Genomic DNA, 25444 nt, shown 5'->3' on the forward strand with positions numbered 1-25444 from the left:
ATATATAAATTAACTAATCATTAAATTTAAATTAAAAACCAATCAATCGTTTGATTTTTCGGAAATCTGTTGTAAATTTGCTCCCTGAAAAAACGAGAGTATAAAATGATTTCAAAAGAAGAAAATATATTATTTGCAGCAGAGAAATTATTTGCAGAAAATGGTTTTCAGGGTACCTCAACCAGAGAGATCTCTAAAGCTGCCAATGTAAATATTTCTATGATTTCTTATTATTTCGGTTCTAAAGAAAAACTTTACGAGAAACTGGTCGAGTATAGAATGCAGGAAGGACAGTTTTTCTCAAAAGACATTTTAGAAAGAACAGATATTGACGAATGGGAAAAAATCCAAAAAATTGTTGATCAGTTTGCAGGAAGAGTAAGACATAATAAATGCTTTTACAGAATTATGCAGAGAGAACAGCTTTATACAGAAAACCCTCAGATTGTACAGTTTTTGAAGGAAACCAAAATGAGCTTTATTTCCATGTATTCTAAAATTCTGGAAAGCGGAATTCAAAAAGGAATTTTCACTAAAAATCCACCCATTTATTTACTGCATTCTACCGTAAGCGGAACGTTATTTTATGCGTCCAATGCTAAAGAAATGTATAAAGAATTTCTTAATAATACAGAAGACGAAGAAGCTTTTGAAGAAAAATATTATTCGGAACTCAACAAACATATAAAACATATTTTAAAAGACCTTTTAGGTTATGAAGAGAATAAATAACTCAGTTATTGTACTCTCCCTTTTTGCAGGGATGATGTACACCCACGCTCAGGAGAAAAAACAGCTCAGCCTCGATGAAGCCGTGCAGTTGGGAATCCAGAACAGCAAAAGTTTAAAAATAGATGCTGCCAAAATAGAAGAAGCAACAGCCGATCTTTTGGAAGCAAAAAACAGACAGCTCCCGGAATTGAAAGTTTCTGCAAGTTATTTGTATCTGCCGTTAAAGCCCAATGTTGATATCAGACTTCCGGGTGTTTCCGGTGCGGGCGGCCCAGAAGTACATCAGGTAGCTTTTGGCTCGGCGAATCTGAGTGTTCCGATCTACAGCGGTGGAAGAATAAAATATGGTATTCAGTCTGCGAAATATTTGGTAGAAGCATCAAAATTGAGCACCGAAAATGATAAAGTTGCCATTGCATACAATGTGGCTCAGGCTTATAACAATTTGTTTAAAGCCAATCAGTCTATTAAAGTTTTGGAAGAAAACCTTACCGCTTCTCAAAAAAGAGATGAAACTTTTCTAAAGCTTGAAAATAACGGAGTGATTGCTAGAAACGACCGTTTAAAAGCAAACCTTCAGACTTCAAACATCGAATTGCAGTTATTGGAAGCTAAAAACAACTACAATATTGCCAATATCAATATGGATCTGTTGCTTGGTCTTCCTGAAACTACAGAAATTGAAGTTGATCAAAACTATATTGATGAATCTGATGATGTAAAACCAGTTGATTTTTATCTGAATGAAGCAAGAGAGAATCGTAAAGATTTACAGGCTCTGGATCAGCAGAGAAAAGCAGCAGAGTTGGGAACGAAATCTGCAAAAGCTGAAAACCTTCCTTCAATTGCATTTACAGGCGGATATGTAGCGGCAGATATTCCAAAATTTTTAACAATTTATAATGCTGTTAATGTTGGGGTGGGAGTTTCTTATAACCTGTCGAATCTCTGGAAAGAAAATTCTTCTTTAAAACAGTCTAAAGCCAGAGAGATGCAGCTGTCTGCAACTAATGAATTATTGAATGATAACATTAAACTAGACGTAAATAGAGAATATCAGAATTCAGATTATTCTAAAAAAAGAATTGCTGTTTTCGAAAAAGCAGCCGTTCAGGCAAATGAAAACTACAGAATTACAAAAAACAAGTATGATAACGGTCTTGCAACCATGACGGAACTTTTGGATGCTGATGCTGCTCAGATTGCCGCAAATGTAAGTGTTATCAATGCGAAAGCAGATGCAGCCCTGGCTTACAGAAAACTATTGCAGACTACAGGAACTTTAACAATCAAATAAAAACAAGAACAAATATCCAAAATGGAAAATAACAATACTCAAGCAACTGAACCAAAAAAGAAAAAAAGTTTAGTTTTCCCGATCATTTTAGCGGTAATCATTGTCGTAGGCGGGATTTATGGATATAGAACCTATTCTTACGGGCAAGTGCACGAAGAAACCGATGATGCTCAAATTGCTTCTAACATGAACCCTGTGATTTCTAAAATTTCAGGATATGTAGCCGAGGTGAGAGTGAAAGACAATCAATTTGTAAAAAAAGGTGATACACTGGTTATTTTAGATAATAAAGATCAGAAAATGGCGTTGGAGCAAGCTCAGGCAGCTTTGTCAACGGCGAAAAGCAATATTTCGTCAGCGCAGTCTTCTACCAATGCAACATCAAAAAACATAAGCAGTTCACAAGCGGCTGTAGCAACAGCAAATGCACAGATAGAAGCTGCAAAAGTAAACGTTTGGAAAACAGGGCAGGACTTGAAAAGATATTCAGTTCTTGTAAAAGATCATTCAATTACAGAACAGCAGTACGAACAGGCTTTAGCGGCAAAACAATCTGCCGATAAGCAGTTACAGGTTTTAGTTGACACAAGAAACCAGATCGCACAACAGACAGGAATTGCATCTTCACAAACAGAAGCAAGCTCACAACAGATTTCAGTGGCCGGTTCGGTAGCAAAACAGAGAGAAGTTGATGTAGAAAGCGCAAAATTAAATCTTTCTTATACTATTATTGTTGCTCCGGAAGATGGTTTTGTTGGGAAAGTTCCTATTCAGAAAGGTCAGTTTTTACAGGCAGGTGCACAGTTATTTAGCTTGGTTAAAAATGATCAAAAATGGGTAATTGCAAACTTTAAAGAAACTCAGGTTGCCAAAATGGTTGAAGGACAAAAAGTGAAAATAGAAATTGATGCTTTTCCTGATACAGAATTTGAAGGAGTCGTAAGCTCATTCTCTCCTGCGACAGGTTCTACATTCTCAATTTTGCCTCCGGATAATGCTAGCGGAAACTTTGTAAAAGTAGTACAGAGACTTCCTATAAAAATCGATTTTGTAAATCTTGATCCGAAAATTGCAAAAAGATTAAGAACAGGAATGAATGTGAAAGCAGAAGTTTCTTTAAAATAATATTGAAAAAGTTAGTTAAGTGAATTGTCAATTTTGTGGAAGCAAATCAATTGTGAATGGAAATGCAGCTGAAGATTGATAACAATGTTGATAGGTATTGACAATTCATTTTTTATAAAAAATATATAAGTGAATTGTCAGTTTGCTGAGGCGAGTCAATTGGGAATGTTGAGGAATTAGATGCAGGAGATGGTTGATGAGGATTATGGCAATGATTGATGACAGATTGGAAATGAAGTAGTAAAATTGACAACGATGTTGATTGATTATTGACAATTCACTTTTTATAATTCTTAAAGATGAGGAACAATGATTTTAAGCTTAAAAATGTTTTATTCTTAGCCTAAATCTTTACCTCAACCTTCTTTAAAACACATTAAAAAATCAATGCAAGATTCATTAGTAGAATATGGAGCCCGAAGAGTAATCATTACGATTACAGCGATTCTTTGTGCTTTGCTTGAAATTGTGGATTCCACGATTGTAAATGTTGCCCTCAACGAAATGAAGGGAAACATGGGTGCCACACTTTCTGAAGTGGGTTGGGTAATCACAGCATATGCGATTGGTAACGTTATCGTAGTACCAATGACAAGCTGGCTTTCGCAGCAATTCGGAAGAAGGAACTATTTTGCAGCTTCCATTATTATATTTACGATTTTCTCATTTTTATGCGGAAATGCCGATAATATCTGGGAACTGGTATTTTTCAGATTGTGTCAGGGAATTGGTGGTGGAGCGTTGCTCGTAACCTCACAAACCATTATTACCGAATCTTATCCGGTTGAAAAACGTAGTATGGCGCAAGCAATTTATGGTTTGGGAGTAATTATTGGTCCAACTTTAGGTCCGCCTTTGGGAGGTTATATTGTTGATAATTACAGCTGGCCGTATATTTTTTACATCAATATTCCAATTGGTATTGCAGCAACGTTAATGACTTTACAGTTTGTGAAAAGTCCGAAATTTTCTGAAAAACGTAAAGCTTCAGATGTCGATTGGCTTGGAATTATGTTGTTGGCATTAACAGTAGGTTCTTTACAGTTTATTCTGGAAAGAGGTCATGAAGAAGACTGGTTTGAAAGCGGGATGATCGTAACCTTCACGACGACAGCTGTTTTAGGATTTATATTATTCCTTTGGCGGGAGCTCACCTTTAAATATCCAATTGTGGAACTCCGGGTTTTAAAGAACGGAAACCTGAGGATCGGAACCGTTATGTCCTTTGTTTTAGGTTTCGGTTTGTACGGTTCAACGTTTATCGTTCCTTTATATACACAGAGTATTTTGGGTTGGACGGCACTTCAGTCAGGAGCATTAATGATTCCTGCAGCTTTAACGACAGCTTTCATGATGCCTATTATTGGAAGATTACTTTCAAAAGGGGCAAAACAGCAGATTCTGGTTTCCTTGGGATTATTTATATTCTTTGTTTACAGTTTCTGGGGTTACAAAATTCTGACACCCGATACCAGTAAAGAAGCCTTTTTCTGGATGCTGATTGTGCGAGGAATGGGACTCGGTCTATTGTTTATTCCGATTACATCTTTGTCATTAAGCACATTAAAAGGTCAGGAAATCGGACAGGGAGCAGCTTTTACAGGAATGATGAGACAGCTTGGCGGTTCTTTCGGGATTGCAGCGATTACCACATTTATTGCCAACGCCAGTCAGAAATACAGGGTAAATTTAATATCTCATCTCGACAGTGACAACTTTGATGTTCAGCAGCGATTGGCCGGCTTAAAAGCTAATTTTATAGCAAAAGGAATGACCCCTGATGCAGCAATGAATGCAGCTTACAAGGTTTTAGATATGACCGTTACCAAACAGGCAACCGTTTTATCTTATATGGATGTTTTCCTTTATCTGGGTATAGCGTTCCTGATATGTATTCCGTTTATCCTATTTATTAGAGAGCGGAAAAGCAAAGAAAAAATAGATCTGAGTGAAGCAATGCACTAAAATGTATTAAAAAGAGATTGTCTTAAAAGGCAGTCTCTTTTTTATTTAAGCTAATTAAGCATTTAAAAAGTAAGCTAGGCTTTGTATCAATTGACGGAGCTTTTGTTATTTATAATATTCAATTTCTTTTACCCATTTATATGATCTTTTCCGGTCACGTTTTTAATGATTTCCGTCCAGTTTTTTTGTTTGTCGAATTTATATTTGAATATGGCTATGGTGGTTTCAAATCATTTTTATTTTTTCCCCAAGTATGTACATTTACTTCAATGGTTGTAGATTTACCCTTAATATCGACAAAGCCGCCATTACTTAGGGTTTCGTTTTCCTGTTGCGTAAGATTATAAATAACCAGAAGCTCTCTGTACCTTAGCACAAGGTTTTCCAGCGTAAAGACCGCTTACCTGCTCTTCGTGAAAATATTTCTTTCCATGATATGAATAAAAACTGCCTCGAATGAGGCAGCGTAACTTTATGGGACTTTTGTCATTATAATATTATTAGGAATACTAAAGGTTGGCAGCCCATTGTATGCAGGGTTTTTATATTCTCCCCCTATACTTTGGCGTAAGCTCAAACTAAATTTTATTTTAGGTGGTTCGGATAAATTTAAAGGTAATCTCTCAATGGTACATGAAGGATGAAAATAGTCTCCTCCCTGTCTGAGTACTCCCAGTTTTAGTATGTGATCAAGTGGCAATTTTTTATCTACGGTTACTCTGCCGTAATCTGTCATATATCCTTCTAATTTTAAATTATCAGAAGCGCTTAATGTGGGCTTGTTTTTTATGGGTGATTCGAAAACAAGATTGCCATTAGTAAACTTCTTATATCTTAAAACAATACCATCTTCATACAGATTTAATTTTATATTTGGTGAGACATTATGGTATTTGATAATTTTAGTTAAAATGATTTGAAATTTTTCATTCCCATTGATATATTCCCAAGTCCCAGTAAAACTGTCTAAATAATTATTAACATCCTTATAATAATATTGGCCACTGCTTAAAAAATCATCAGGTAATGGACCATTATTTTCTCCCCACACTAATACTGTCTGACTTTTTATCATGGTTGTTACCAGCAAGATATTCAGCATTATAACTATTTTTGTATATATATATTGTATTTTCATTTTTTTAAATATTACACGGTATCTTTTTAAAACCAAAAGTTCCATTATTTAATAATTCTAATTTTTTCCAATCTCCCATGGTTGTTGGTTTCCACCGTAAAGACCGCTTACCTGCTCTTCGTGAAAATATTTCTTTCCATGATATGAATAAAAACTGCCTCGAATGAGGCAGCATAACTTTATGGGACTTTTGTCATTATAATATTATTAGGAATACTAAAGGTTGGCAGCCCATTGTATGCAGGGTTTTTATATTCTCCCCCTATACTTTGGCGTAAGCTCAAACTAAATTTTATTTTAGGTGGTTCGGATAAATTTAAAGGTAATCTCTCAATGGTACATGAAGGATGAAAATAGTCTCCTCCCTGTCTGAGTACTCCCAGTTTTAGTATGTGATCAAGTGGCAATTTTGTATCTACAGTTACTCTGCCGTAATCTGCCATATAGCCCTCTAATTTTAAATTATCAAAAGCACTAAATGTAGGTTTATCTTCTATTGGAGATTCAAAAACAAGATTGCCATTAGTAAACTTCTTATATCTTAAAACAATACCATCCTCGTAAAAATTTAACTTTAAATCACTGTTAACAAAGTGATATTTTACAATTTTAGTCAGAATAATTTGAAACTTTTCATTTCCATTCACATATTCCCATGTTCCCGTAAAATTATCTAAATAGTTATGTATATCTTTTTCATAGTACTGCCCTGTTTCATTATAATTAAAGGGTAAAACTTCATCAGATGTCATATCTACAACTATTTGAGATTTCATAACAAAAATAATATTTGTAAGAAGATAGATTATTGTTAATTTAAATTGGATTTTATATATAAATTTTTTCATTTTCATTTTTTTAAATATTACACGGTATCTTTTTAAAACCAAAAGTTCCATTATTTAATAATTCTAATTTTTTCCAATCTCCCATTGTTGTTTTATTGCCTTCATACAGTTCGATACCAATACTTTCGTCCTGTATAAAACGTAAAAAACCGCTTACCTGCTCTTCGTATGTAGATTCATGTCTTATATTATACTTTTTTCTATTTTGAAATGTTTTTTTCATATAATCATCAACTTTATTTTTCGTCCAATTTCCATATTTATTTACAAAAGCTTTTAATCCGTCGAGATCTTTTATTTTCAAAGCAAAAAAACCTTTATCTGTAGTTACAAATATAATAGATTTTACAGGTAATAAACTTTTAACGGGATTTTGTGGGTCTGTTTCTATTATCCCGTAGGTTGCTAAATACGGCAAATCGTCAGGGGTAAATACACCTATATGGTTAGGATCATTTTTAAGGTGGTTATGCGCATTGCCATACATGCTATATGCTTGAGCATCACTTAAATTACTGTAATAAGCACTAAAATCTATAGAGTTGCTGTCATTGTTACTGCTTCCTGAAATAATGTAGGATGCAGGTGTTGTCGCATCATTATGAAGAATAAACCCTTTTTCTACAGTGCCATTTTCAACATTACTGTTAAGCTCTGCCATATTGTTTTTAAAATAATCTTTTTTACCAAGATTAGATAACTGTACACAAGGATCAGTCTTGGGATTCGGTAAAGTCGGCATCGTCGGTATTCCGGTACATCCGTTAGGGTCTGTAATTCCAGGTTGTTGAGGGCCTGTAAGTACACCGTTTCCGTTGCAGGGTGTATTATCATCTCCGCCGCTTCCCGAGCTTGAGCTTCCACCACCTGTACTTCCGCCACCACCTTCACCCGGTCCGGGATCAGATTCTGATAGACACCTATATTCCTCAACTGTATAAGCTCGTGGAGGTGTACCTTCCTCAGGATGCGTAATCAAACGACATTCATTGAAATTTGAAGTATCATGAAGGCATTAGATCACTCAAAATCCTAAAAACAAAAAGGCTGTCTCACTTTTGAGACAGCCTCTTTAATTTAGTATATCTTTCGCTTTATATCATTATTTAATAAACACTTTATCATCGAAAAACTGCTATATCTTTTATAATCTTGTTACCATAGAAATTCTTTTCTTCATTGGTAAAATAAAAACCGTTTTTTTTCTCATAATATCGTATTTGTGGTGTTGGAATAATTTCCTGCCAAACAATATATAATGTTACAGCATTATAAAAAGAATATTCTTTATCGCAAAATATGAAATTTGTAGAATAAGTTTTACCTAAGTCTTTTCCTTGACTTGACCAATTGGTTTTAGGTTGTATTTGTGTCATTTTATCTAATAAATAAGAAAAAGGTTTCCCTATATACTCAGTCTTCTGAATTTCAAAATTGGTTTTTAAATATTGTAATGTGTCTATTTGTGCATTAATCTTAATTCCGTATAAGATAGTAAGTAACAAAGCTATTTTTATTAATGTTTTCATAAATAATTTATTTTAAATTACAATCATTTGTTTTTTCATATGTCTTTTTGCCAGCCTGGGAAATCTCTTTTACAAAAATAGGTTTAAAGTCTCCGTTACCGTCTTTTTTGCTAAAGCCCATACCTGAATTATATTTTGTCAAAATAAATGCCGATGCCAATTCGTAGGATTCACTGATTGTTTTGCCTAAGTCATTGAAATATCTATTTACACCATCTGCATCTATACCAATGCTTTTTGTTAGATCCCAAATATGAGTATTAGGATTAATGTATTCATTGGGTGGATATAGCCCCATAAAATTTTTAAAATCTGTAGGGTTGGTTATGGTAAAAACATATTCATTTCCATCATGAGTAAAAGTATAAAGATACTTAAAATTTGGATTTCCGTTAAAGCTCGTTCCCGGTATACCGTTATGCGCCTGCAAAAATAAATAGACGTCTTCAAAAGAAGGAGGGGAGGGTTCGTCTGAACTTCCTTTATTATGTGTATGTCCTGCTCCATATACTGTTAATGCAGGAGACTGTACATCTAAATCTACGGAATTTCCGTTTGAGCCTGTTTTCACATTAGTAACCGCTTCCTCACCGTCTTTTACACCAAAAGAAAAGCCCTTCTCCTGGGTATCTGTAGTTATAGTAGCTTTAGCTTCTGCCAACTTACTTTGAAATTTAGCTTTATTGTAATATTCTTTTGCTTTCTGATTTTCAGATATTATTCTACGACAAGGTGTGTTTGGCAGAGGTAAAGTCGGCATCGTCGGTATTCCGGTACATCCGTTAGGGTCTGTAATTCCAGGTTGTTGAGGGCCTGTAAGTACACCGTTTCCGTTGCAGGGTGTATTATCATCTCCTCCGCTTCCCGAGCTTGAGCTTCCACCTCCTGTACTTCCGCCACCACCTTCACCCGATCCGGGATCAGATTCTGACAGACACCTATATTCCTCAACTGTATAAGCTCGTGGAGGTGTACCTTCCTCAGGATGCGTAATGAAACGACATGCGGAAAAATTAGAGCCGCTATGAAGTCCTTCGCTGCAAGATATCCAAACCGTTCTCTCTGTCCAGTTACAACTTGTTTTGGCAAGCTGGCCTCCATTATTGTATGTTCCTTTTGTGAGCTCTGTTACATTTACCTTGCCTTTTGTCTCTACAGGTAAACCGTTCTCAAGCATCTGTTTTTCGGAAGAAGTAAGACTATACGTGAATAATAACTCTCTGTAAGTGCCGTCCGTTAAAGGGCTTAGCACAAGGTTTTCCAGCGGTGCATCTGCAGGAGCTTTCGCTCGAGTAATGATAAAAGTATAGGTGTGGTAATTGGGTCCGTTTTCTATATATGTTACGTTGTCAGTATCAATAGAGACCTCGTTTCCGTAACCGATCACTCTTCCGTTTACATTAGTTTTAGAAAGAATCTTAAAATTAGCCTCAGCCTTACCCAGTTCAGTAACGAGTTTTTCCTTATGCTAACTTTCACTTAAAGAAATCCTTTTTGAGGTAAGCTGAAAAGCGGAGCTGTTATTAAAAGTTTCCTGTTCGGGAAGATGATCTGTTCTACAGGAGTAGATAATGAATGAGACTGTGATTATCAGGCATAACCTGAGCAATAGATTTTTTTTCATATTGATTGTGTTTTAGCGTGTTAAATATATACTTTTTTCTTAACTCTACAAATATGTGACAAATATCCTAAAAAGAGCATGTAGGAAATTACTGGTTTCCGTATTATATTACTAAAAGAAAAATTATGTACTTTTGAAAAAATAATTAGGCTATGACACTGGGCGAGAAACTGAAAAAAGCAAGAATCAACAAAAACTTCACGCAGGAATACCTTGCCGAGATGCTGAATGTTTCGCAAAAGACCTATTCCAATTTTGAGAACGACAAAAGCAAACCCGGGTTTTCTCAGGTAGAGGAAATGGCAACAGTGTTAGATATGAGTGTTTTAGATTTTTTAAGTGGGGACAATGTAACTATTAATAGTACAAATGGTGATCACAGCGGTTTTATATACCAAAATCAGCTTCCTGAAAAACTCATTGAGCAGTACGAAGAGCGCATTAAAGAGCTGAAAGAGCAGGTAGACTACTGGAAAAGTCGATCGCAGGGCAGTAAATAACCCTCTGCCTTTCCCGAAAACCTCCTGCGGTCTTGCAGCGGTTTTTAGAAACCTCCGAAAAGCGGACGCTGCACTGCAGCACAGTTTCGGAAGATCCCGAAACCTTCCTGCGACACTGCAACGAACTTTCGGATGCTCCCGAAGTTCAGTTTCAGCCCCTCCTGAAGCTTTCGGGTAAATGAATAAGAAACAAACCGCACGAGGCGGCTTTATATAATAAACACAAATACAATGATGAATTCAATCGATCTTCAAAAACTTCGAAATGCAGAATACCTGCAGTACATGAAAGATTTTTCAGGCATTATCAACCTCAACAACTCGGCTCAGTTTGATATTGAAGCGAAGTTGAACGCCTTTAATACTAAAATAGGAGAGCTTGAGACTCTTTACAAGAAAGCCCTTGCCAGCGAAAAAACTCAGGAGCTTCTGCTCATAGACGCCAGGAGAGATGCTGCCATCAACGGGATCTATTATTTTCTGCTCTCTCATACCTATCATTTCGAAACTGCAAAGCAACAAAATGCACAGGTGCTGCTAGATAACATGGCACTGTACGGAAGCGGTATCGCAAGGCTCAATTATCAGGCAGAGACGGCTACCCTCAACAATCTTATTCGCGACTGGGAGGGCAAGCCCGAGCTTATCAATGCCATTTCAGAATTCAACCTCACCGAATGGATGGCTGAGCTGAAAGCAGCGAACGAAGAATTTAATACAAAATATCTTTCACGTACCCAGGAATATGGTGATGCGAGCCCGGAAACGATTAAGCTGATAAGGGAAGACGTAAATGTTGCCTATTATGCGTTGAGAGACAGAATAGATGCACTCCATCTTTTGGTAGAAACTCCGCCGTCACCCTATGTTACAATCATCAACCAGCTCAATGCATTGACCGACCAGTATAATGCATTACTCGTTAACAGAAAACCTGACTCACCGGATATCATAAATACTGAAGACTCTGCAAAATAATTATAAGCCTTGTCAAGGTTCTGAACCTTGACAAGGCTCTTCTGAAACCCCAATCTGAAGAACTTACAAACAAAACCTCTGAAAATCTCAGAGGTTTTTATTCCAATATCATATTCTGCTGTACTGCAATGTGTACAAGCTCAGCAGAATTTTTGGCACCGAACTTTTGCAGTAAATTTTTACGGTGGGTATCTACGGTTAAAGGGCTTAGAAAAAGTTCATCGGCAATCTCATTGCTTGTTTTTCCTTTTGCTAAAAACTGAAGAATCTGCTTTTCCCGTTTTGTAAGGCGTGGAGTAGTGGTCAATTCCTGTGGCGAAGGTTTACTGATGATATTTTTGGTCTCGTTACAGAAAACAATATTTCCTGAAAGTGCACCGTGAAAGCATTCCATCAATTCTTCCAGAGAAACATTTTTCAATAAATAACCGCTGGCTCCGTTTTGTATACACTGCATGATAATGCTCCTTTCAGACCGGTTACTAAACATAATGACGGACGTATTCGGGGATACTTTTTTTATTTCTTCACATAGCTGTATTCCACTGATATCGGGCAGGGAAATATCGAGCAGAATAATATCTACTTCATTAGATTTAATAAACTGAATGACTTCACCACCATTGTTAAATGTTTTTGAAAGGTGAAAAAACGGTTTGTGAGATAACATTATTTTCAATCCTTCAATAACGATGGGATGATCATCTACAATGACGATGTTGATTATATGAGATTGCATTGGTGTTGAGTTCTATATTAATTGCAGTGCCTTCATGATCAGAATTGATTTCCATTTTACCTTTTAAATAATCGACACGGGTTTTTAGATTGTGAAGTCCCATACTTTTGGTTGGTGAAGAATCTTGTGAGAAACCTTTACCATCATCTTCAATTGTAACTAAAAACACGTCATTCGACTGAGAGCATTGAAGTAGAATATTTTCTGCCTCCGAATGTTTCACAGCATTAGCCAGAATTTCCTGTACAATTCTGAAAATATTAATCTGAACTGCCAAAGGAAGTTTTGAATTGATATCAATCGGTTGAAAGTCAATATGTAGATCTTTTCTGGAGTAAAATTCGCAGAGATCTTTTAAAGCGGTTTCCAAGCCCAGTTTTAAAAGTGATTCAGGCATTAGATTTCTAGAGATATTTCTGAGTTCGGTCACCGAATGATCCAGTTGATGTAGAATGTCATTGAAGTTTTGTTTGTTTTCTGGCTCTAAATTTTGTGAAGCCCATGCTGAAAAATTAATTTTCACGCCGGCAAGCATTCCACCAAGTCCGTCGTGAAGGTCTTTTCCCACTCTTTCTCTTTCTTTTTCTTCACCTTCCAGAATGGCTTTTGTTATTTTTAATTCTTCCTGTTGAGCGATTTCTTTAAGCTTCTGAGAATGATTGATTTCTTTTTCTTTAGCTAATTTTTTAGTGTAGAAATAAATGGAAATAATTAAAATAAGAAGGAATAATGATGCAAAAACCAATACCCATAAATATTGATTTTTTTTGTTGAGTTCCAGTTCTTTTTGCGCTTTCTCAGTGTTGAGGTTGGCAATTTCTTTTTGCTTTTCTGCAGTTCTGAATTTCGTTTCCAGCGTATTGAGTTCAAGCTTTACATTTTCAGAATTTAAGCTGTCATTTAATTTTGAATATTTCTTCTCCCAGACCAAAGCTTCTTTAAGGTTGCCCATCTGTTCGTTAAGACTTGAGAGCTGGTTATAGAAAATCTTTCTGTTGTTTGCATCAATGATGAGTGTCTTTTCGGATAAGATATTTTCCAGAACATTTTTTGCTTCATTCAGCTTATTCTGCTTCCTTAAAATATCATATTTATTCATGTAAAACATCTGGGTTAAAAGATTTTGGCGGGATCTTTTAGCATAAACCAAACCTTTTTCAATCATCGGAAGTGCTTCTTCATTTTTCTGTTTGGTGATGAAGTAAAGTGTTTTTCCATAATAAAAAGAGGTGTTTGAATTAGAATCCGGATAAGGCTGAATGAGTTTTTCGGCTTTATCTAAATATTTTTTGGCTTCGTCACCTTTTGCCTGATAACAGAAATTGCTTGCGGTGTTGAGGTAAGCAAAAAACAATTCAGCAGAATGGGGTGCATTTTTTTCTAATATTTTGATGGCTTTTGTGTTGTATTCATAGGCTTTTGCAAACTCGGCATTATACGTAAGAATGATGGCAAGCTGCGAATAGAATTGTCCTAACGTTTTGTGATCCTTATATTGTTCTATCTGCGGAATGCTTTTTTCGACCAGGATTTTCACCAAAAAAGGATAGCCTTCTTTATTTTTCTGGGTCACACCGTAGTTGTACCAAGATGACGCAATGTAAAAGTCAGCTTCTTGACTTTTAATTTTAGAAAATTCCTTTATAGCTTTTTGAAATGAGACTGCTGCTTTTTCTTTATTGCTTTCTAAAAAATGCCAACCTTCATAATAGTGATATTTCGCAGTATTTAAAGATGTTTTAGGGCTTAAAGCTTTTCCTTTTTCTAAATAGTTTTTACTTAAAAGAGAGTCTGTATTTCTATAAAAGTTTGATAATAAGAAATATGAATTCGCTTTGGCGTTGTTGTCAACCTTGCTGTTTGCAACCTTTTTCAGACTGTCAGAATAGGCTTTCTCATTAAGCGGAATGAGTTGCTGCGACTGTACATAAGTAGATAAAAAGACACAGATGGTGATAAGGTGATTCTTCATTGTCTCAATTTCATTTTTTAAAATAAAACTCCACAATTTAGTGAAAAATACAGAATTGAAAAATACCTAAAATCCGGTAGAATATTTTCCTTAATTCTAAGGATTGATTGCCTTGTCAGACCGTCATAATTTTGCAGGTACTAAATCAGAAAGATTACAAATTAAAATTAACAGTAATATTTAAACAAGAGAAATTATGAAAAAAATGAAATTGAAAAACGTATTGAAAGGCTCATTTGTAATGGTGATGGCGGCGTTGGTTTTTGGTTTTGTGACATCTTGCAGCAATGATGATGACGATGACATTCCGGGAACCAACAAAACTCATAAAGTAGTTTTCAAGGCAGAAGCATCTGCAGGAAGTAATATTGAGATCGCTGTTTACGGTATTGATGGAAATCCTACCACGGCAACCAGCTTAAGTGGAACTACATGGTCTAGCCCCGAAATTACTACTGAAGCAGGAGCAATGAGTGCGAATGTTGCCGTAAATGCAGTTGGTGCTAATGCATCATCTACTTTAAAAGTTCAGATTTGGGTAGACGGTGAACTTAAAAAAGAAGGAACTTCAAGCGGGCAGTATTTATCTGCTTCAGCAAGTCATACATTTTAATATAAACTAATGATGAAAAAAAAGTCCGGCTCAATTTTGAGTCGGACTTTTTTTGGTGGAACAAACCATATTCTTCATAGCCATTAACGAAAATAATTCTATGAAACACAGAACTCAAAAATATCTAAAATAGGGTAGAATATTTTTTTTAAATTTGAGGATTGACAGTATTTTTAGTTTATAATATCTTTGCGGATGCTAAATCAAGGAGATTCTGAATACTATTAACAAAATAATTTATGAAAAAAATAAAATTGAATCAGGTATTTAAAGGAGTATTTGTTGCTTTGATAACAGTAATGGTTTTGAGTCTTGTTGAATCTTGTCGCAAAGATAATGATGATGATACTTCTGAAGATATTAAGACCCAAAAAGTAGTTTTCAAGGCAGAGGCGTCATCCGGAGTTAACATCAGTAAAGCTGTTTACGGAATCGACGGTAATCCTATTACCGTAACCGGTTTGAGCGGAACAACATGGACGAGCCCGGAAATCACTGCCGAAGGCATAGTTTATAATTCTAATGTTGTGGTAAATGCAACAGGAGTTGATGCAGCATCTACTTTAAAGGTTCAGATTTGGGTAGATGGTGTGCTTAAAAAAGAAAGTGTCGCAAGCGGGCTTACTTTATCGGCTTCAACAAGTTATACATTTTAAAAACAATCCACTTTGATAAAAAATAATCCGACTCAAAAGCTGAGTCGGATTATTTTTTATGTTTTCAAGATTAAATCACTTTTACAATAAAGTAACTTTTCTTTCCTTTTTGCAGTAATAAGAATTTACCGTCAATCAAATCAGTTTCATTTGCGGTGTAAACTTCATTGATTTTTTCTTTGTTTACAGAGATTGCGTTTCCTTTCAATTCTCTTGTCGCTTCACTTTTAGACTTCAGGAAACCTGATTTTTCTGAAAGTAAATCAACGATGTTAATTCCTAAAACATCCGCTTTAGCCACTTCTTTCTGAGGAACTCCATCAAAGATTTCCAGGAAAATTTCCTCATCAAGACTTACTAAATCTTCAGCAGTTGATTTTCCAAAAAGAATTTCTGAAGCTTTTAAAGCTTTTTCATATTCTTCTCTTCCGTGAACCCAAACCGTAACTTCTTCAGCCAATTTTTTCTGAAGTTTTCTTTCGTGTGGTGCTGTTTTATGGTCTTCAATTAAAGCATCAATTTCTTCTTTTCCTAAGAATGTGTAGAATTTAATAAATCTTTCAGCATCTGTATCGGTTGCATTCAACCAAAATTGATAGAATTTGTAAGGCGAAGTTTTCTTTTTGTCTAACCAGTAATTTTCTCCGCTTTCAGACTTTCCGAATTTCGAACCGTCAGCTTTCGTAATCAAAGGAACAGTCAATGCAAATGCTTCTCCCTGTGCTTTTCTACGGATCAATTCTGTTCCTGTGGTAATATTTCCCCACTGATCAGAACCTCCCATCTGAAGTTTTACATTATTATTCTGATATAAATGCAGGAAATCATATCCCTGAATCAATTGATAAGTAAACTCTGTAAAACTCATTCCGTCAACACCGGCTTCTCCTGAAAGTCTTTTCTTTACAGAATCTTTCGCCATCATGTAATTAACGGTGATGTTTTTTCCAACATTTTTAGCAAAATCAAGGAAAGAAATTTTCTTCATCCAGTCGTAATTGTTGACCAATTCGGCTTTGTTGGTTTCGTTTCCATCAAAATTTAAAAACGTTGAAAGTTGATTTTGCAGACAGTCAACATAATGCAATAGTGTTTCTTCATCCAAAAGATTTCTCTCTGCAGATTTTCCTGAAGGGTCACCAATCATTCCTGTAGCGCCACCTACCAAAGCGATTGGTTTATGACCATGTTGCTGAAAATGAGCCAAAATTTTAATCTGAATAAGACTTCCAATATGTAAAGAATCTGCGGTAGGATCAAAACCGATATAGGCAGTTGTCATTTCCTTATTCAGTTGTTCATCTGTTCCGGGCATCATATCGGCAAAAAGCCCACGCCATTTCAGTTCTTCAATAAAAGAGTTCATTATTTTTTTCAGTTTAAAATTTAATACGCAAAGATAAGAAAAATCACCTGAGTTTCGGGTTTCAAGTTTTGGAATCGAAGTTTCTAGTTTCAAGATAGCTGTTAATACTTTTAGAGCGATGTTTTCAAAGTTGCAAACTTCCAACACCGATCATCCAACTTCCAGCGCTTATTGTTTCATTAGCAAAATTCAATTATATTTGTTAGCAATGAAAGACGAGCAATTATTTCCTCTCATCCAAAAGGCAAAGGAAAAAGACCAGAAAGCGCAAACCAAACTGATCAATGTATTTTGGGTAGACGTTTTTTCTTTTGTGATGAAAAAAGTACACGACGAAAATGATGCAGATGAAATTACGGTCAATGTTTTTTCAAAAGTTTTATCGAAACTCGATTTATACGATCCTCATTTTCAGTTTAAAACCTGGATTCTAACGATTGCTCAAAATACAATTATTGATTTCTGGCGTAGAAAAAGCCGGGAAAATCAAGATCCTACAGAAAATTTAGATGAAGTAAAAAATCATTATGCAAAATCTCCTGAAGAGTTAATGATTTCTGACGAAGAGCAGCAAAAGATTATTAAAACCATCGAATCTTTAGATGGCAATTATCAGGATATTATTAAATTGAGATTCTTTGAAGAAAAAAGCATCAAAGAAATCGCCGAGGAGCTTGGGATTTCTGTTGCCAATACGAAAGTTCGTGTAATGAGAGCGAAAAAAGTTTTAGCAGAATTGCTGAAAAATAATGATTTTGAGGATAACTAGTTTTTTAGATACTAATATTTTTGCCACAAATGCTCGAATAGTTTTTGATCTCCTACTTAAATTAAAAAATTCGTGCATTCGTGGCAAAAACAAATTATCATTTCCATCAATCTACATCGTAGATGAAGTCGATAAAAAAATCACTAACTTTGAACCTCAATTTGAGAGATAAATGGAGAATTTAGTTCAAGATACTACCGTTCAAAAACCAAAATGGATTCGTGTAAAACTTCCTACCGGAAAGAATTACAGAGAATTGAGAACTTTGGTAGATAAATATAAATTAAATACGATTTGCCAAAGTGGAAGCTGCCCAAATATGGGTGAATGTTGGGGAGAAGGAACGGCAACTTTCATGATTTTAGGAAATATCTGTACCAGAAGCTGTGGATTTTGCGGAGTGAAAACCGGAAAGCCAATGGATGTAAACTGGGACGAACCTGAAAAAGTAGCTCGTTCAATCAAATTAATGAAGATCAAACATGCTGTTTTAACATCTGTTGACCGTGACGATTTGAAAGATATGGGTTCTATTCTTTGGGGTGAAACCGTAAATGCCGTAAGAAGAATTTCTCCAGGAACCACGATGGAAACATTAATTCCTGACTTTCAAGGACTCACAAAGCATCTTGACAGAATGGTTGATGTTGCTCCGGAAGTGATCTCTCACAACATGGAAACAGTAAAACGTCTGACAAGAGAAGTAAGAATTCAGGCTAAATATGAAAGAAGTCTTGAGGTTTTAAGATATTTAAAAGAAGCTGGACAAAATAGAACTAAAACTGGATTAATGCTTGGTTTAGGAGAAAACAGAGATGAAGTTTTCCAGACTATTGAAGACATCAGAAACGCCAATGTTGACGTTATAACAATGGGACAATATTTGCAGCCGACTAAAAAACATCTTCCTGTGAAAAAATTTATCACGCCAGAAGAGTTTGATGAATTCGGAGATTTTGCAAGAAGCTTAGGTTTCAGACACGTTGAGAGTTCGCCTTTGGTGAGAAGTTCCTATCACGCTGAAAAACATATTCATTAAAAATATAAATCGCTTCAAAAATTGAAGCGATTTTTTTTGATTCAAAGATTGGTTAAGTTGATTTAATTATAGTTCTGATATAAAATTTATATCAAACCTTTCAACATTTTCTTTCCAATTATAATTACTTTTGTGCTTTTAAAAGAAGCAATGGAAATATTGCTTTAAATAATTATTGATTAATGATGTTTGATAAAAGAATTTTGCCTTTGGCAATCGGTGGTTTGGCCATTGGAACTACAGAATTTACGATTATGGGATTGCTTCCCGATATTGCAAATACACTGCAGATTACCATTCCACAAGCGGGACATTTAATTGCGGCGTACGCTTTGGGAGTTGTAATTGGCGCACCTATTTTAATTGGATATTCTGTAAAATTCCCTCCCAAAAAAGTGTTGCTTACTTTGATGGTGATCTTCACCATTTTTAATGCATTGTCTGCTATCGCTCCTGATTATAACTCGATGTTAATTATCAGATTTCTGTCTGGTTTACCACACGGAGCATTTTTCGGAGTCGGAACCGTAGTCGCATCAAGAATGGCCGGGAAAGGGAAGGAGGCATTATACATTTCACTTATGTTTACAGGATTAACGGTCGCTAATTTGGCGATGGTTCCTTTAGTTACTTACATCGGACATGCTTTTCACTGGCGTTGGTATTTTGCCATTGTGGGAGTAATTGGGATTGCCACGTTATTGGCTTTAAAGCTTTGGCTTCCGGCAATGGAAAGAAAAGAAGACAGTCATTTTTTAGAAGAACTAAAATTTCTCAAAGGCAAACAATCGTGGTTGGTATTAATGATTACAGCCATCGGTTTTGGTGGATTATTCACTTGGTTTAGTTACATCACGCCGTTGATGACGGTTGTCTCAAAAATTGAAAGTAGCTACATGGCGTATGTTATGATTCTTGCCGGTGGCGGAATGGTTGTGGGAAATTTAGCGGGAGGCTTTCTTTCAGATAAATTAGGCCCGGAAAAAACATGTGTATTGTTGTTATTCTTAATGATGTGTTCTTTATCAGGTGTATTTTTTCTTTCAGAATATCAAAGTATTTCTTTGGTGCTAACATTTATTTGTGGAGCTTTATCGATGTCAGTTGCAGCTCCAATTAATATTATGATGATGAAAGCAGCACCAAAAAGTGAAATGATGGCTGCAGCTTTTATGCAGGCTGCCTTTAATATTGCGAATGCAATGGGTGCTTTTTTAGGAGGTATTCCTTTAGAGCATGGTTTGCCTTACAATTATCCGTCGCTGGTAGGAGTAGGAATGACGGTTATTGGGTTAAGCATTAGTATTATTTATTTTTATCTGTACAGATCGCCAAATATAAATGACAAGGAAATTGCGGTAGAATGTGCTACCTGTGACCAATAAAAAAAAGAGAAGCATTGCTTCTCTTTTTTGTTAATCGCTTTGAACTTCGTTCCCGTTTTGACACCAGTATAAAGCGTTATAAAGATTTTCTTTTGGGAAAGATTTAAATTCTCCAGGCATTAAAACACTGAAAATATCTGTGAAATTCTGCACGCCTTCTTTGTCTGTTACAATAGCTGCGCGGTTCCATTTTGTGATGTTTTTTATTCCTAAAAGTGCATCCTGAAGCCATGCTCCCATCGTGAAATTACCTAGATCGGTATCCAGATAAAGAAGGTAGTTTAATTCATCAAATTGTTCTACTTTACTCTTCACATAAGGGATTACGAGATTCTCAAAATCTTCTTTGGTTACATCACCTGTTGCATTGAAAGCGGCAACATTTTCCGGAGCATCATTAAGTATTGTTATCATAATTTATATTTTAATTGGTTTTGGTGATTTTATTTTATCAATAATTAAACCATAATTGGATAATCATCATGGTTAAGGCTCAATTATTGCTAATATTTTGAAAAAACTCTATGGACTTGAAATCTAACGAACCTTTCTGGCTTTTGAAAAATGGTCTGTTATCTTCCTATCCGTCCCTGAAATCTGATGAAGAATGTGATGTTCTTATTATTGGCGGCGGTATTACAGGAAGTCTTATTGCCCATCAAATGATAAAAGACGGATATCAAACCATTTTAATTGATAAGCGTGAAATTTGCAACGGAAGTACCTCGGCAACAACTTCAATGTTGCAGTACGAAATTGATACTCCGCTATACGAGTTGATTGAAATGATTGGTGAAAAAGGTGCGGTAGAAAGTTACAAAGCCTGTTCAAAATCTATAGACGATATTGAAAAATTAACAAAAGAAATAAAAGCCCGGTCTGGTTTTAAAAGAAAACAATCTTTATATTTTGCTTCTAAAAAGAAAGATGCAATCTGGCTTGAAAAGGAATATATTGCGAGAAAAAAAGCTGGATTTGATGTGACTTGGTTAGGGGCTGAAGATATTGAAGAAAGATTCGGTTTCCAAAATACCTACGGTGGAATTTTATCTAAACAAGGTGCAAGTATAGATGCCTTTAAATTTGCTCACGAATTGCTGAGATTTAACTTAAATAAAGGCTTGAAAATTTTCGATAAAACAGAAATGAAGTCTGTAAAATACTTAAGAGATCATAATCTAGTATTAACAACGGACGGCTTTAATATTAAGGCCAAAAAAGTTATTTACTGTGTAGGCTACGAAAGTAAAACCATGATTAAAGAGGATTTTGTAGATCTTAAAAGTACATATGCAGTAGTTTCTGAAATTGATAAGAATAAATTTAAAAATATTGAACATACGCTCGTCTGGAATACCGATCATCCTTACATTTATATGCGATCTACAGACGACGAAAGACTACTAATCGGCGGAGGTGATGAAGATTTTTCAGATCCTGAAAAAAGAGATTCTCTGTTAAATAAAAAAGAAAAAGAAATTCTGAAAAGCCTAAAAAGAATACAACCCGACTATCATTTTTACACTGATTTTGTGTGGGCTGGAACATTTGGTGAAACAAAGGATGGACTTCCGTACATCGGCACTCACGAAAATTTCAAAAACTCGTATTTTATTTTAGGATTTGGTGGAAACGGAATTACTTTTTCTGTGACCGGAATGGAAATGGCTTCAGCTTTTATGAAAAATAAAAAACATCAACTTTCTGAATATTTTAAATTTGGAAGATAATTTTACTTTAAAATTTATCGTTTTAAAAGTTGACTGAAAAAGTTTGGGGTTCGGCAACGCCGAACTCCCAAACAAAATAAACAATACTAACATTTACATCACTGTTTCACGGAACTGGTGTTTGAGACCAATTCTTTTGCTAATTTTTTTGATAGGATTTCATCCTATCCTTTATTAGGTCGTCCCTTTGGGACTTTCGAACAATAAATAAAATAATTTCAATCTCGAATCCTATATCTCGGAACCCGAAACTAAAAATTATATCCGTTCTTTTTCGCCAATTCCACAATCGATTTTTCTATTGCTTTTCCTAAATCATCACCTTCAGAATTTCCTCGTTTTTTTGTTTCAACATCAATATATTCCTGTCTTTTTCTAGCAAGAACTTCAATTTCTTTTTGAATCTTATCTCGGTCTGCAGATTTTTGAGCCACAATTTTTTTGATTTCATCTTTGCTTTTTCCTTTTAATTCAGAAGGTAATTCCTCCTCTTTTATTGATGAAATGTAGCTTTTGTCTTTTTCAACTTTATCCACCAAATCCCAATGATCATTTTTGTAAGCATTTTTCTTTGATTTACTTACGGTTCTTTCAACAGCATTAGAAGCGGATTGCATTTCTGCATTTGAATCTTGAGTTGTTTGCTTGTTTTTCATTTCAGAGCCACGTCGTCCGTAAGAGATATAAGTGTCATTCAATTTAGAATTGTACTGCGAAATTTTCACATCATAAGGCGTTTCAATATAAATCACTTTTTGGTCGCTGTCGATATTAAAATACTTTCCGTCTCCTAAACTCGCTCCGTTTTGCCAATGCGACTGAATGCCTTCTTCACGGCTTCCACAAAAAATTGTATTGGTGTAAATATTTTTGGTTTTTGCTTTAGAAACCACATCTTTATAACTGATTTTCCCCTGGTCAAAAGGTTCATTTCCGGCAATGTAAATAAGTTTCATACTTTTTTCGTTTCCGTCCCATTTCAAATTGGATGATGCATCACGAATTACGGCTCCACAATATTCATTTCCGCCATTGGTTCTAAGAGCAAAAAGTTTTTCCGAAACCAAATCCAGATCCTGAGTAAGTGGAGTAATCTGTTTGATGTAATTTTCATCTTTTAAGCCATCATTTCCGTATTCATAAAGAGCAATTTCCACTTGCGGAGCTTGTCCGTTGTATTTTAATGTCGTCAACGTATTGACGATATTCCAAAGTCTTGATTTTGCCTGGTCTATTAACCCATCCATACTGTTTGAAGTGTCCAAAAGCAAAGCAACCTGAATTTTATTGTCTTTTGAACCCAAAATTTGTCGTTGATTTGAAATGTTACTTTCTACAATTTCTTTATCGTTGGCTTTGCTGCTGCAACGATTATCTGAAATTTTACCTGCACTCAAAAAAGCGAATACGCTTGCTGTTACTGTTAAAACTTTTAATGTGTTCATATTGTATGTTTTTAATGATTTTTACTAAATCTTTTTTGTTGGTATTCGCAAAGGCGCAAGAATTTTAATATAATTTAAAGGCGTAAGGATTTTATCTTCGAAAAAATTTATTAGCAATTTCTAAATGAAAATCTTACGTCACACTGAGCGAAGTCGAAGTAATCTTGCGCCTTAAAAACAACTGTTTTTACTAAACCTTCGCGACTTTGAGATTAATAACTTTTTTAATGGGACTTCATCCCATTCTTTAGAAAATCGTCCCTTCAGGACTCTCTCAAATTCACTGAAACTCTCAAACCCTCAAACCTAATTACCGACTGTAATACTGAATCTGCATTTCCTTCGGGTATTTTACTTCATAAGAGAAATTGATTTTTTCTGCAGCTCCGCTGTTGATTTTTCTGTTCCAAAGAATACTTCCTGTTTTTTCATCATAATTTCCGTCTCCGATATTTAAAGTTTTGATAGTGATTTTCTGATTTTCACTTAATGGAATTTGGTCTAAAATTTCCAGTTCTATACTTTCTTTCGTGTTATTTCTGATGGATATTTCGTAAGATTCTGTTTCCCATTTATTAGAATTGAAAGATTTTTGAGCTGTTTTATCTTCAAGTTTGATACGTTTTACCACAATTCTTTCATCAACTCCAAGAGAAATTGGGAACTCATCTTTTACATAATTGCTTGTAATATTGGTTTTTCCGATATAATTATCTTCAAAATAAATATTCGCTTCACCTGAAATAAGATTTAAATTCTGCCAGTTTTTCACGAAAGCCATTAAGAAAACCTGATTGTTCAGTTTCGGAACGGTGTGATATTTGTAATTGGCTTCTACATTTTTCTTATCTAAAATCACATATTGTTCTTTTTCCTGACTTACGATGGTTTGATTGTAATTCAATTCATATAAAATATTCATCTGATTATCCGAAACCGTTGCAACAGGGATTTGACTTATTGATGCAACTTCTGCTCTCATCTGATAAGAATTTGATATTTCTGCTTTCGCTTTTTGCATATAACCTACTTTTGCATCTTCATTATTGTAAGCGGCATATTCAGCAACATATAAAGGCGATAAAATCGGTCTGTTTTGGTTGTAAGAAGGTCTGTAAGTAGACACAAAAAGTTTGATATTGTTCCAGTCTTGTCCGGTTTTTTGGTAGATTTTTCCTTTGTAGACAATTTCTAAAGGTTTCTTCGTAGACAAAGCTCTCAAATCATAAGATTGAACCCAGCCTGCATTAGAAACGATATAGCTTAGTCCAAGATTCAGATTCATTTCATTTTCAGCGAGAATTTCAAGTAAAAGTTCTTTTCTATTTTGTGTTTTATGAGTTTGTTCTTCGGCAAATTGCTTGTTGATTTTAGCAATGCTTTCATCAAACGTAGTTTTTTGCTCGTTCAGAAGAAAAACCTGATTGTCGATTTCCAGCATTCTTTTTCTGTAAAATTCAGTCAGTTTTATCAACTGTTCCTGCGGAGTCGATTTATCATTCGTTGAAACTTTAAGATTATCATTAATAATATTTTGTTCACCCGTCAGATTTTTAATCTGAATATTCAATAAATTAATCTGTCTCTGAAATTTTTTTCTTTCATCATCCAGTTTTTTTTCGCCGTCGGTCAGTTCATCATTTTTGAGATAATTATTTTGTGGGGTAATTGATAAAAGCGTTGTGTTTTTTTCAAGATTGATTTTGTAAGTATTTTCATCTAAATCATTCGGAAGGTTAATGATTTTCACGGTGTTTCTACCTTTTTGGAGAGTAACGTTTGTACTTCCGAAAACTTTTGCGCCCTGCAGAAATACAGTGGCCTGTTTTACATCGATTTCTTTTTTAATTTCCTGAGATTTAAAAAACGAAACCATCAAAATGAGTATTAAAATAGAGTGTCGCATTGTTTATTGTTTTAAAGTTCTACAGTAAAATTACTTTGATTAGAAACCGAAAATCTGAAGACTTGGTGAACTTAGGTTTTCACTTGGT

At 35.0% G+C, this 25444-nt stretch carries 25 protein-coding genes; 12 read left to right on the top strand and 13 right to left on the bottom strand.

Features of this window, described 5'->3' with window-relative positions:
- Nucleotides 1–105: 105 nt before the first annotated feature.
- From EG358_RS06570 to EG358_RS06585, 4 genes are all read left to right on the top strand, one after another.
- Complete coding sequence (locus EG358_RS06570) at nt 106–732, top strand: TetR/AcrR family transcriptional regulator (protein ID WP_076561791.1); 627 nt, start codon at nt 106–108, stop codon at nt 730–732.
- Nucleotides 716–2029 (top strand): TolC family protein, encoded by a 1314-nt coding sequence (locus EG358_RS06575; protein ID WP_076561790.1) that lies wholly within the window; start codon nt 716–718, stop codon nt 2027–2029. The genes EG358_RS06570 and EG358_RS06575 overlap by 17 nt, the downstream gene beginning before the upstream one ends.
- A gap of 21 nt (nt 2030–2050) precedes the next feature.
- Complete coding sequence (locus EG358_RS06580; RefSeq protein ID WP_076561789.1) at nt 2051–3154, top strand: HlyD family secretion protein; 1104 nt, start codon at nt 2051–2053, stop codon at nt 3152–3154.
- 387 nt (nt 3155–3541) lie between these two features.
- Nucleotides 3542–5119 carry a DHA2 family efflux MFS transporter permease subunit gene (locus EG358_RS06585; protein ID WP_076561788.1) on the top strand — a complete coding sequence of 526 codons (1578 nt, stop codon included), beginning with the start codon at nt 3542–3544 and terminating at the stop codon, nt 5117–5119.
- Nucleotides 5120–5333: 214 nt separating this feature from the next.
- On the opposite strand, the gene EG358_RS19595 is transcribed toward EG358_RS06585, so the two are convergent.
- The 6 genes from EG358_RS19595 to EG358_RS06610 form a co-directional block, all read right to left on the bottom strand.
- A complete protein-coding gene (locus EG358_RS19595) occupies nt 5334–5495 on the bottom strand; it encodes a hypothetical protein (protein WP_159436391.1) in 162 nt (53 codons plus the stop codon).
- Between the two features lie 96 nt (nt 5496–5591).
- Nucleotides 5592–6302: a DUF6705 family protein gene (locus EG358_RS06590; protein WP_076561787.1), complete on the bottom strand. Its 711-nt coding sequence runs from the start codon at nt 6300–6302 to the stop codon at nt 5592–5594.
- Nucleotides 6303–6436: 134 nt separating this feature from the next.
- Complete coding sequence (locus tag EG358_RS06595; protein WP_123890031.1) at nt 6437–7105, bottom strand: DUF6705 family protein; 669 nt, start codon at nt 7103–7105, stop codon at nt 6437–6439.
- Between the two features lie 10 nt (nt 7106–7115).
- Nucleotides 7116–8084 (bottom strand): hypothetical protein, encoded by a 969-nt coding sequence (locus EG358_RS06600; protein WP_076561785.1) that lies wholly within the window; start codon nt 8082–8084, stop codon nt 7116–7118.
- Between the two features lie 142 nt (nt 8085–8226).
- Nucleotides 8227–8634, bottom strand: coding sequence for a hypothetical protein (locus EG358_RS06605; RefSeq protein WP_076561784.1), 408 nt, complete (start codon nt 8632–8634; stop codon nt 8227–8229).
- A gap of 7 nt (nt 8635–8641) precedes the next feature.
- Entirely contained in the window at nt 8642–10021 is a 1380-nt protein-coding gene (locus EG358_RS06610; RefSeq protein ID WP_076561783.1) for a hypothetical protein, read from the bottom strand.
- A gap of 389 nt (nt 10022–10410) precedes the next feature.
- Here EG358_RS06610 and EG358_RS06615 point away from each other — a divergent pair, with 389 nt between their 5' ends.
- Nucleotides 10411–10758: a helix-turn-helix domain-containing protein gene (locus EG358_RS06615; protein WP_076561782.1), complete on the top strand. Its 348-nt coding sequence runs from the start codon at nt 10411–10413 to the stop codon at nt 10756–10758.
- A 44-nt stretch (nt 10759–10802) separates the two neighbouring features.
- Here EG358_RS06615 and EG358_RS19600 read toward each other — a convergent pair whose 3' ends face one another.
- Entirely contained in the window at nt 10803–10958 is a 156-nt protein-coding gene (locus tag EG358_RS19600; protein ID WP_159436390.1) for a hypothetical protein, read from the bottom strand.
- A gap of 31 nt (nt 10959–10989) precedes the next feature.
- On the opposite strand from EG358_RS19600, the gene EG358_RS06620 reads away from it, so the two are divergent.
- On the top strand, nt 10990–11736 hold the full coding sequence (locus EG358_RS06620) for a DUF6261 family protein (RefSeq protein ID WP_076561781.1): 747 nt from the start codon (nt 10990–10992) through the stop codon (nt 11734–11736).
- A 97-nt stretch (nt 11737–11833) separates the two neighbouring features.
- Here EG358_RS06620 and EG358_RS06625 read toward each other — a convergent pair whose 3' ends face one another.
- Both EG358_RS06625 and EG358_RS06630 read right to left on the bottom strand, forming a co-directional pair.
- Nucleotides 11834–12475, bottom strand: coding sequence for a response regulator transcription factor (locus EG358_RS06625; protein WP_076561780.1), 642 nt, complete (start codon nt 12473–12475; stop codon nt 11834–11836).
- On the bottom strand, nt 12438–14447 hold the full coding sequence (locus EG358_RS06630; RefSeq protein WP_123890033.1) for a sensor histidine kinase: 2010 nt from the start codon (nt 14445–14447) through the stop codon (nt 12438–12440). The genes EG358_RS06625 and EG358_RS06630 overlap by 38 nt, the downstream gene beginning before the upstream one ends.
- A 196-nt stretch (nt 14448–14643) precedes the next feature.
- Here EG358_RS06630 and EG358_RS06635 point away from each other — a divergent pair, with 196 nt between their 5' ends.
- Nucleotides 14644–15060 carry an MmpS family transport accessory protein gene (locus EG358_RS06635; protein WP_076561778.1) on the top strand — a complete coding sequence of 139 codons (417 nt, stop codon included), beginning with the start codon at nt 14644–14646 and terminating at the stop codon, nt 15058–15060.
- Nucleotides 15061–15299: 239 nt separating this feature from the next.
- Nucleotides 15300–15716: a hypothetical protein gene (locus tag EG358_RS06640; RefSeq protein WP_076561777.1), complete on the top strand. Its 417-nt coding sequence runs from the start codon at nt 15300–15302 to the stop codon at nt 15714–15716.
- A gap of 70 nt (nt 15717–15786) precedes the next feature.
- On the opposite strand, the gene tyrS is transcribed toward EG358_RS06640, so the two are convergent.
- A complete protein-coding gene (gene tyrS, locus EG358_RS06645) occupies nt 15787–17082 on the bottom strand; it encodes a tyrosine--tRNA ligase (protein WP_076561883.1) in 1296 nt (431 codons plus the stop codon).
- Between the two features lie 208 nt (nt 17083–17290).
- On the opposite strand from tyrS, the gene EG358_RS06650 reads away from it, so the two are divergent.
- The 3 genes from EG358_RS06650 to EG358_RS06660 all read left to right on the top strand — a co-directional run bounded on the left by EG358_RS06650 (nt 17291) and on the right by EG358_RS06660 (nt 20275).
- The gene (locus EG358_RS06650) at nt 17291–17851 is read left to right on the top strand and encodes an RNA polymerase sigma factor (protein WP_076561776.1); all 561 of its coding nucleotides are present in this window, start codon (nt 17291–17293) and stop codon (nt 17849–17851) included.
- A gap of 172 nt (nt 17852–18023) precedes the next feature.
- The gene (gene lipA, locus EG358_RS06655; RefSeq protein WP_076561774.1) at nt 18024–18890 is read left to right on the top strand and encodes a lipoyl synthase; all 867 of its coding nucleotides are present in this window, start codon (nt 18024–18026) and stop codon (nt 18888–18890) included.
- A 182-nt stretch (nt 18891–19072) separates the two neighbouring features.
- Nucleotides 19073–20275 (top strand): MFS transporter, encoded by a 1203-nt coding sequence (locus tag EG358_RS06660; protein ID WP_076561773.1) that lies wholly within the window; start codon nt 19073–19075, stop codon nt 20273–20275.
- Nucleotides 20276–20305: 30 nt separating this feature from the next.
- Here EG358_RS06660 and EG358_RS06665 read toward each other — a convergent pair whose 3' ends face one another.
- Complete coding sequence (locus EG358_RS06665) at nt 20306–20689, bottom strand: SpoIIAA family protein (protein WP_076561772.1); 384 nt, start codon at nt 20687–20689, stop codon at nt 20306–20308.
- Between the two features lie 110 nt (nt 20690–20799).
- Here EG358_RS06665 and EG358_RS06670 point away from each other — a divergent pair, with 110 nt between their 5' ends.
- Nucleotides 20800–22005: an NAD(P)/FAD-dependent oxidoreductase gene (locus tag EG358_RS06670; RefSeq protein WP_076561771.1), complete on the top strand. Its 1206-nt coding sequence runs from the start codon at nt 20800–20802 to the stop codon at nt 22003–22005.
- A 251-nt stretch (nt 22006–22256) separates the two neighbouring features.
- Here EG358_RS06670 and EG358_RS06675 read toward each other — a convergent pair whose 3' ends face one another.
- Both EG358_RS06675 and EG358_RS06680 read right to left on the bottom strand, forming a co-directional pair.
- The gene (locus tag EG358_RS06675; protein WP_076561770.1) at nt 22257–23450 is read right to left on the bottom strand and encodes a vWA domain-containing protein; all 1194 of its coding nucleotides are present in this window, start codon (nt 23448–23450) and stop codon (nt 22257–22259) included.
- 310 nt (nt 23451–23760) lie between these two features.
- A complete protein-coding gene (locus EG358_RS06680) occupies nt 23761–25356 on the bottom strand; it encodes a DUF4139 domain-containing protein (RefSeq protein ID WP_083677076.1) in 1596 nt (531 codons plus the stop codon).
- Nucleotides 25357–25444 lie beyond the last annotated feature (88 nt).

It is taken from the genome of Chryseobacterium indoltheticum (genome assembly GCF_003815915.1).
GTDB lineage: Bacteria > Bacteroidota > Bacteroidia > Flavobacteriales > Weeksellaceae > Chryseobacterium > Chryseobacterium indoltheticum.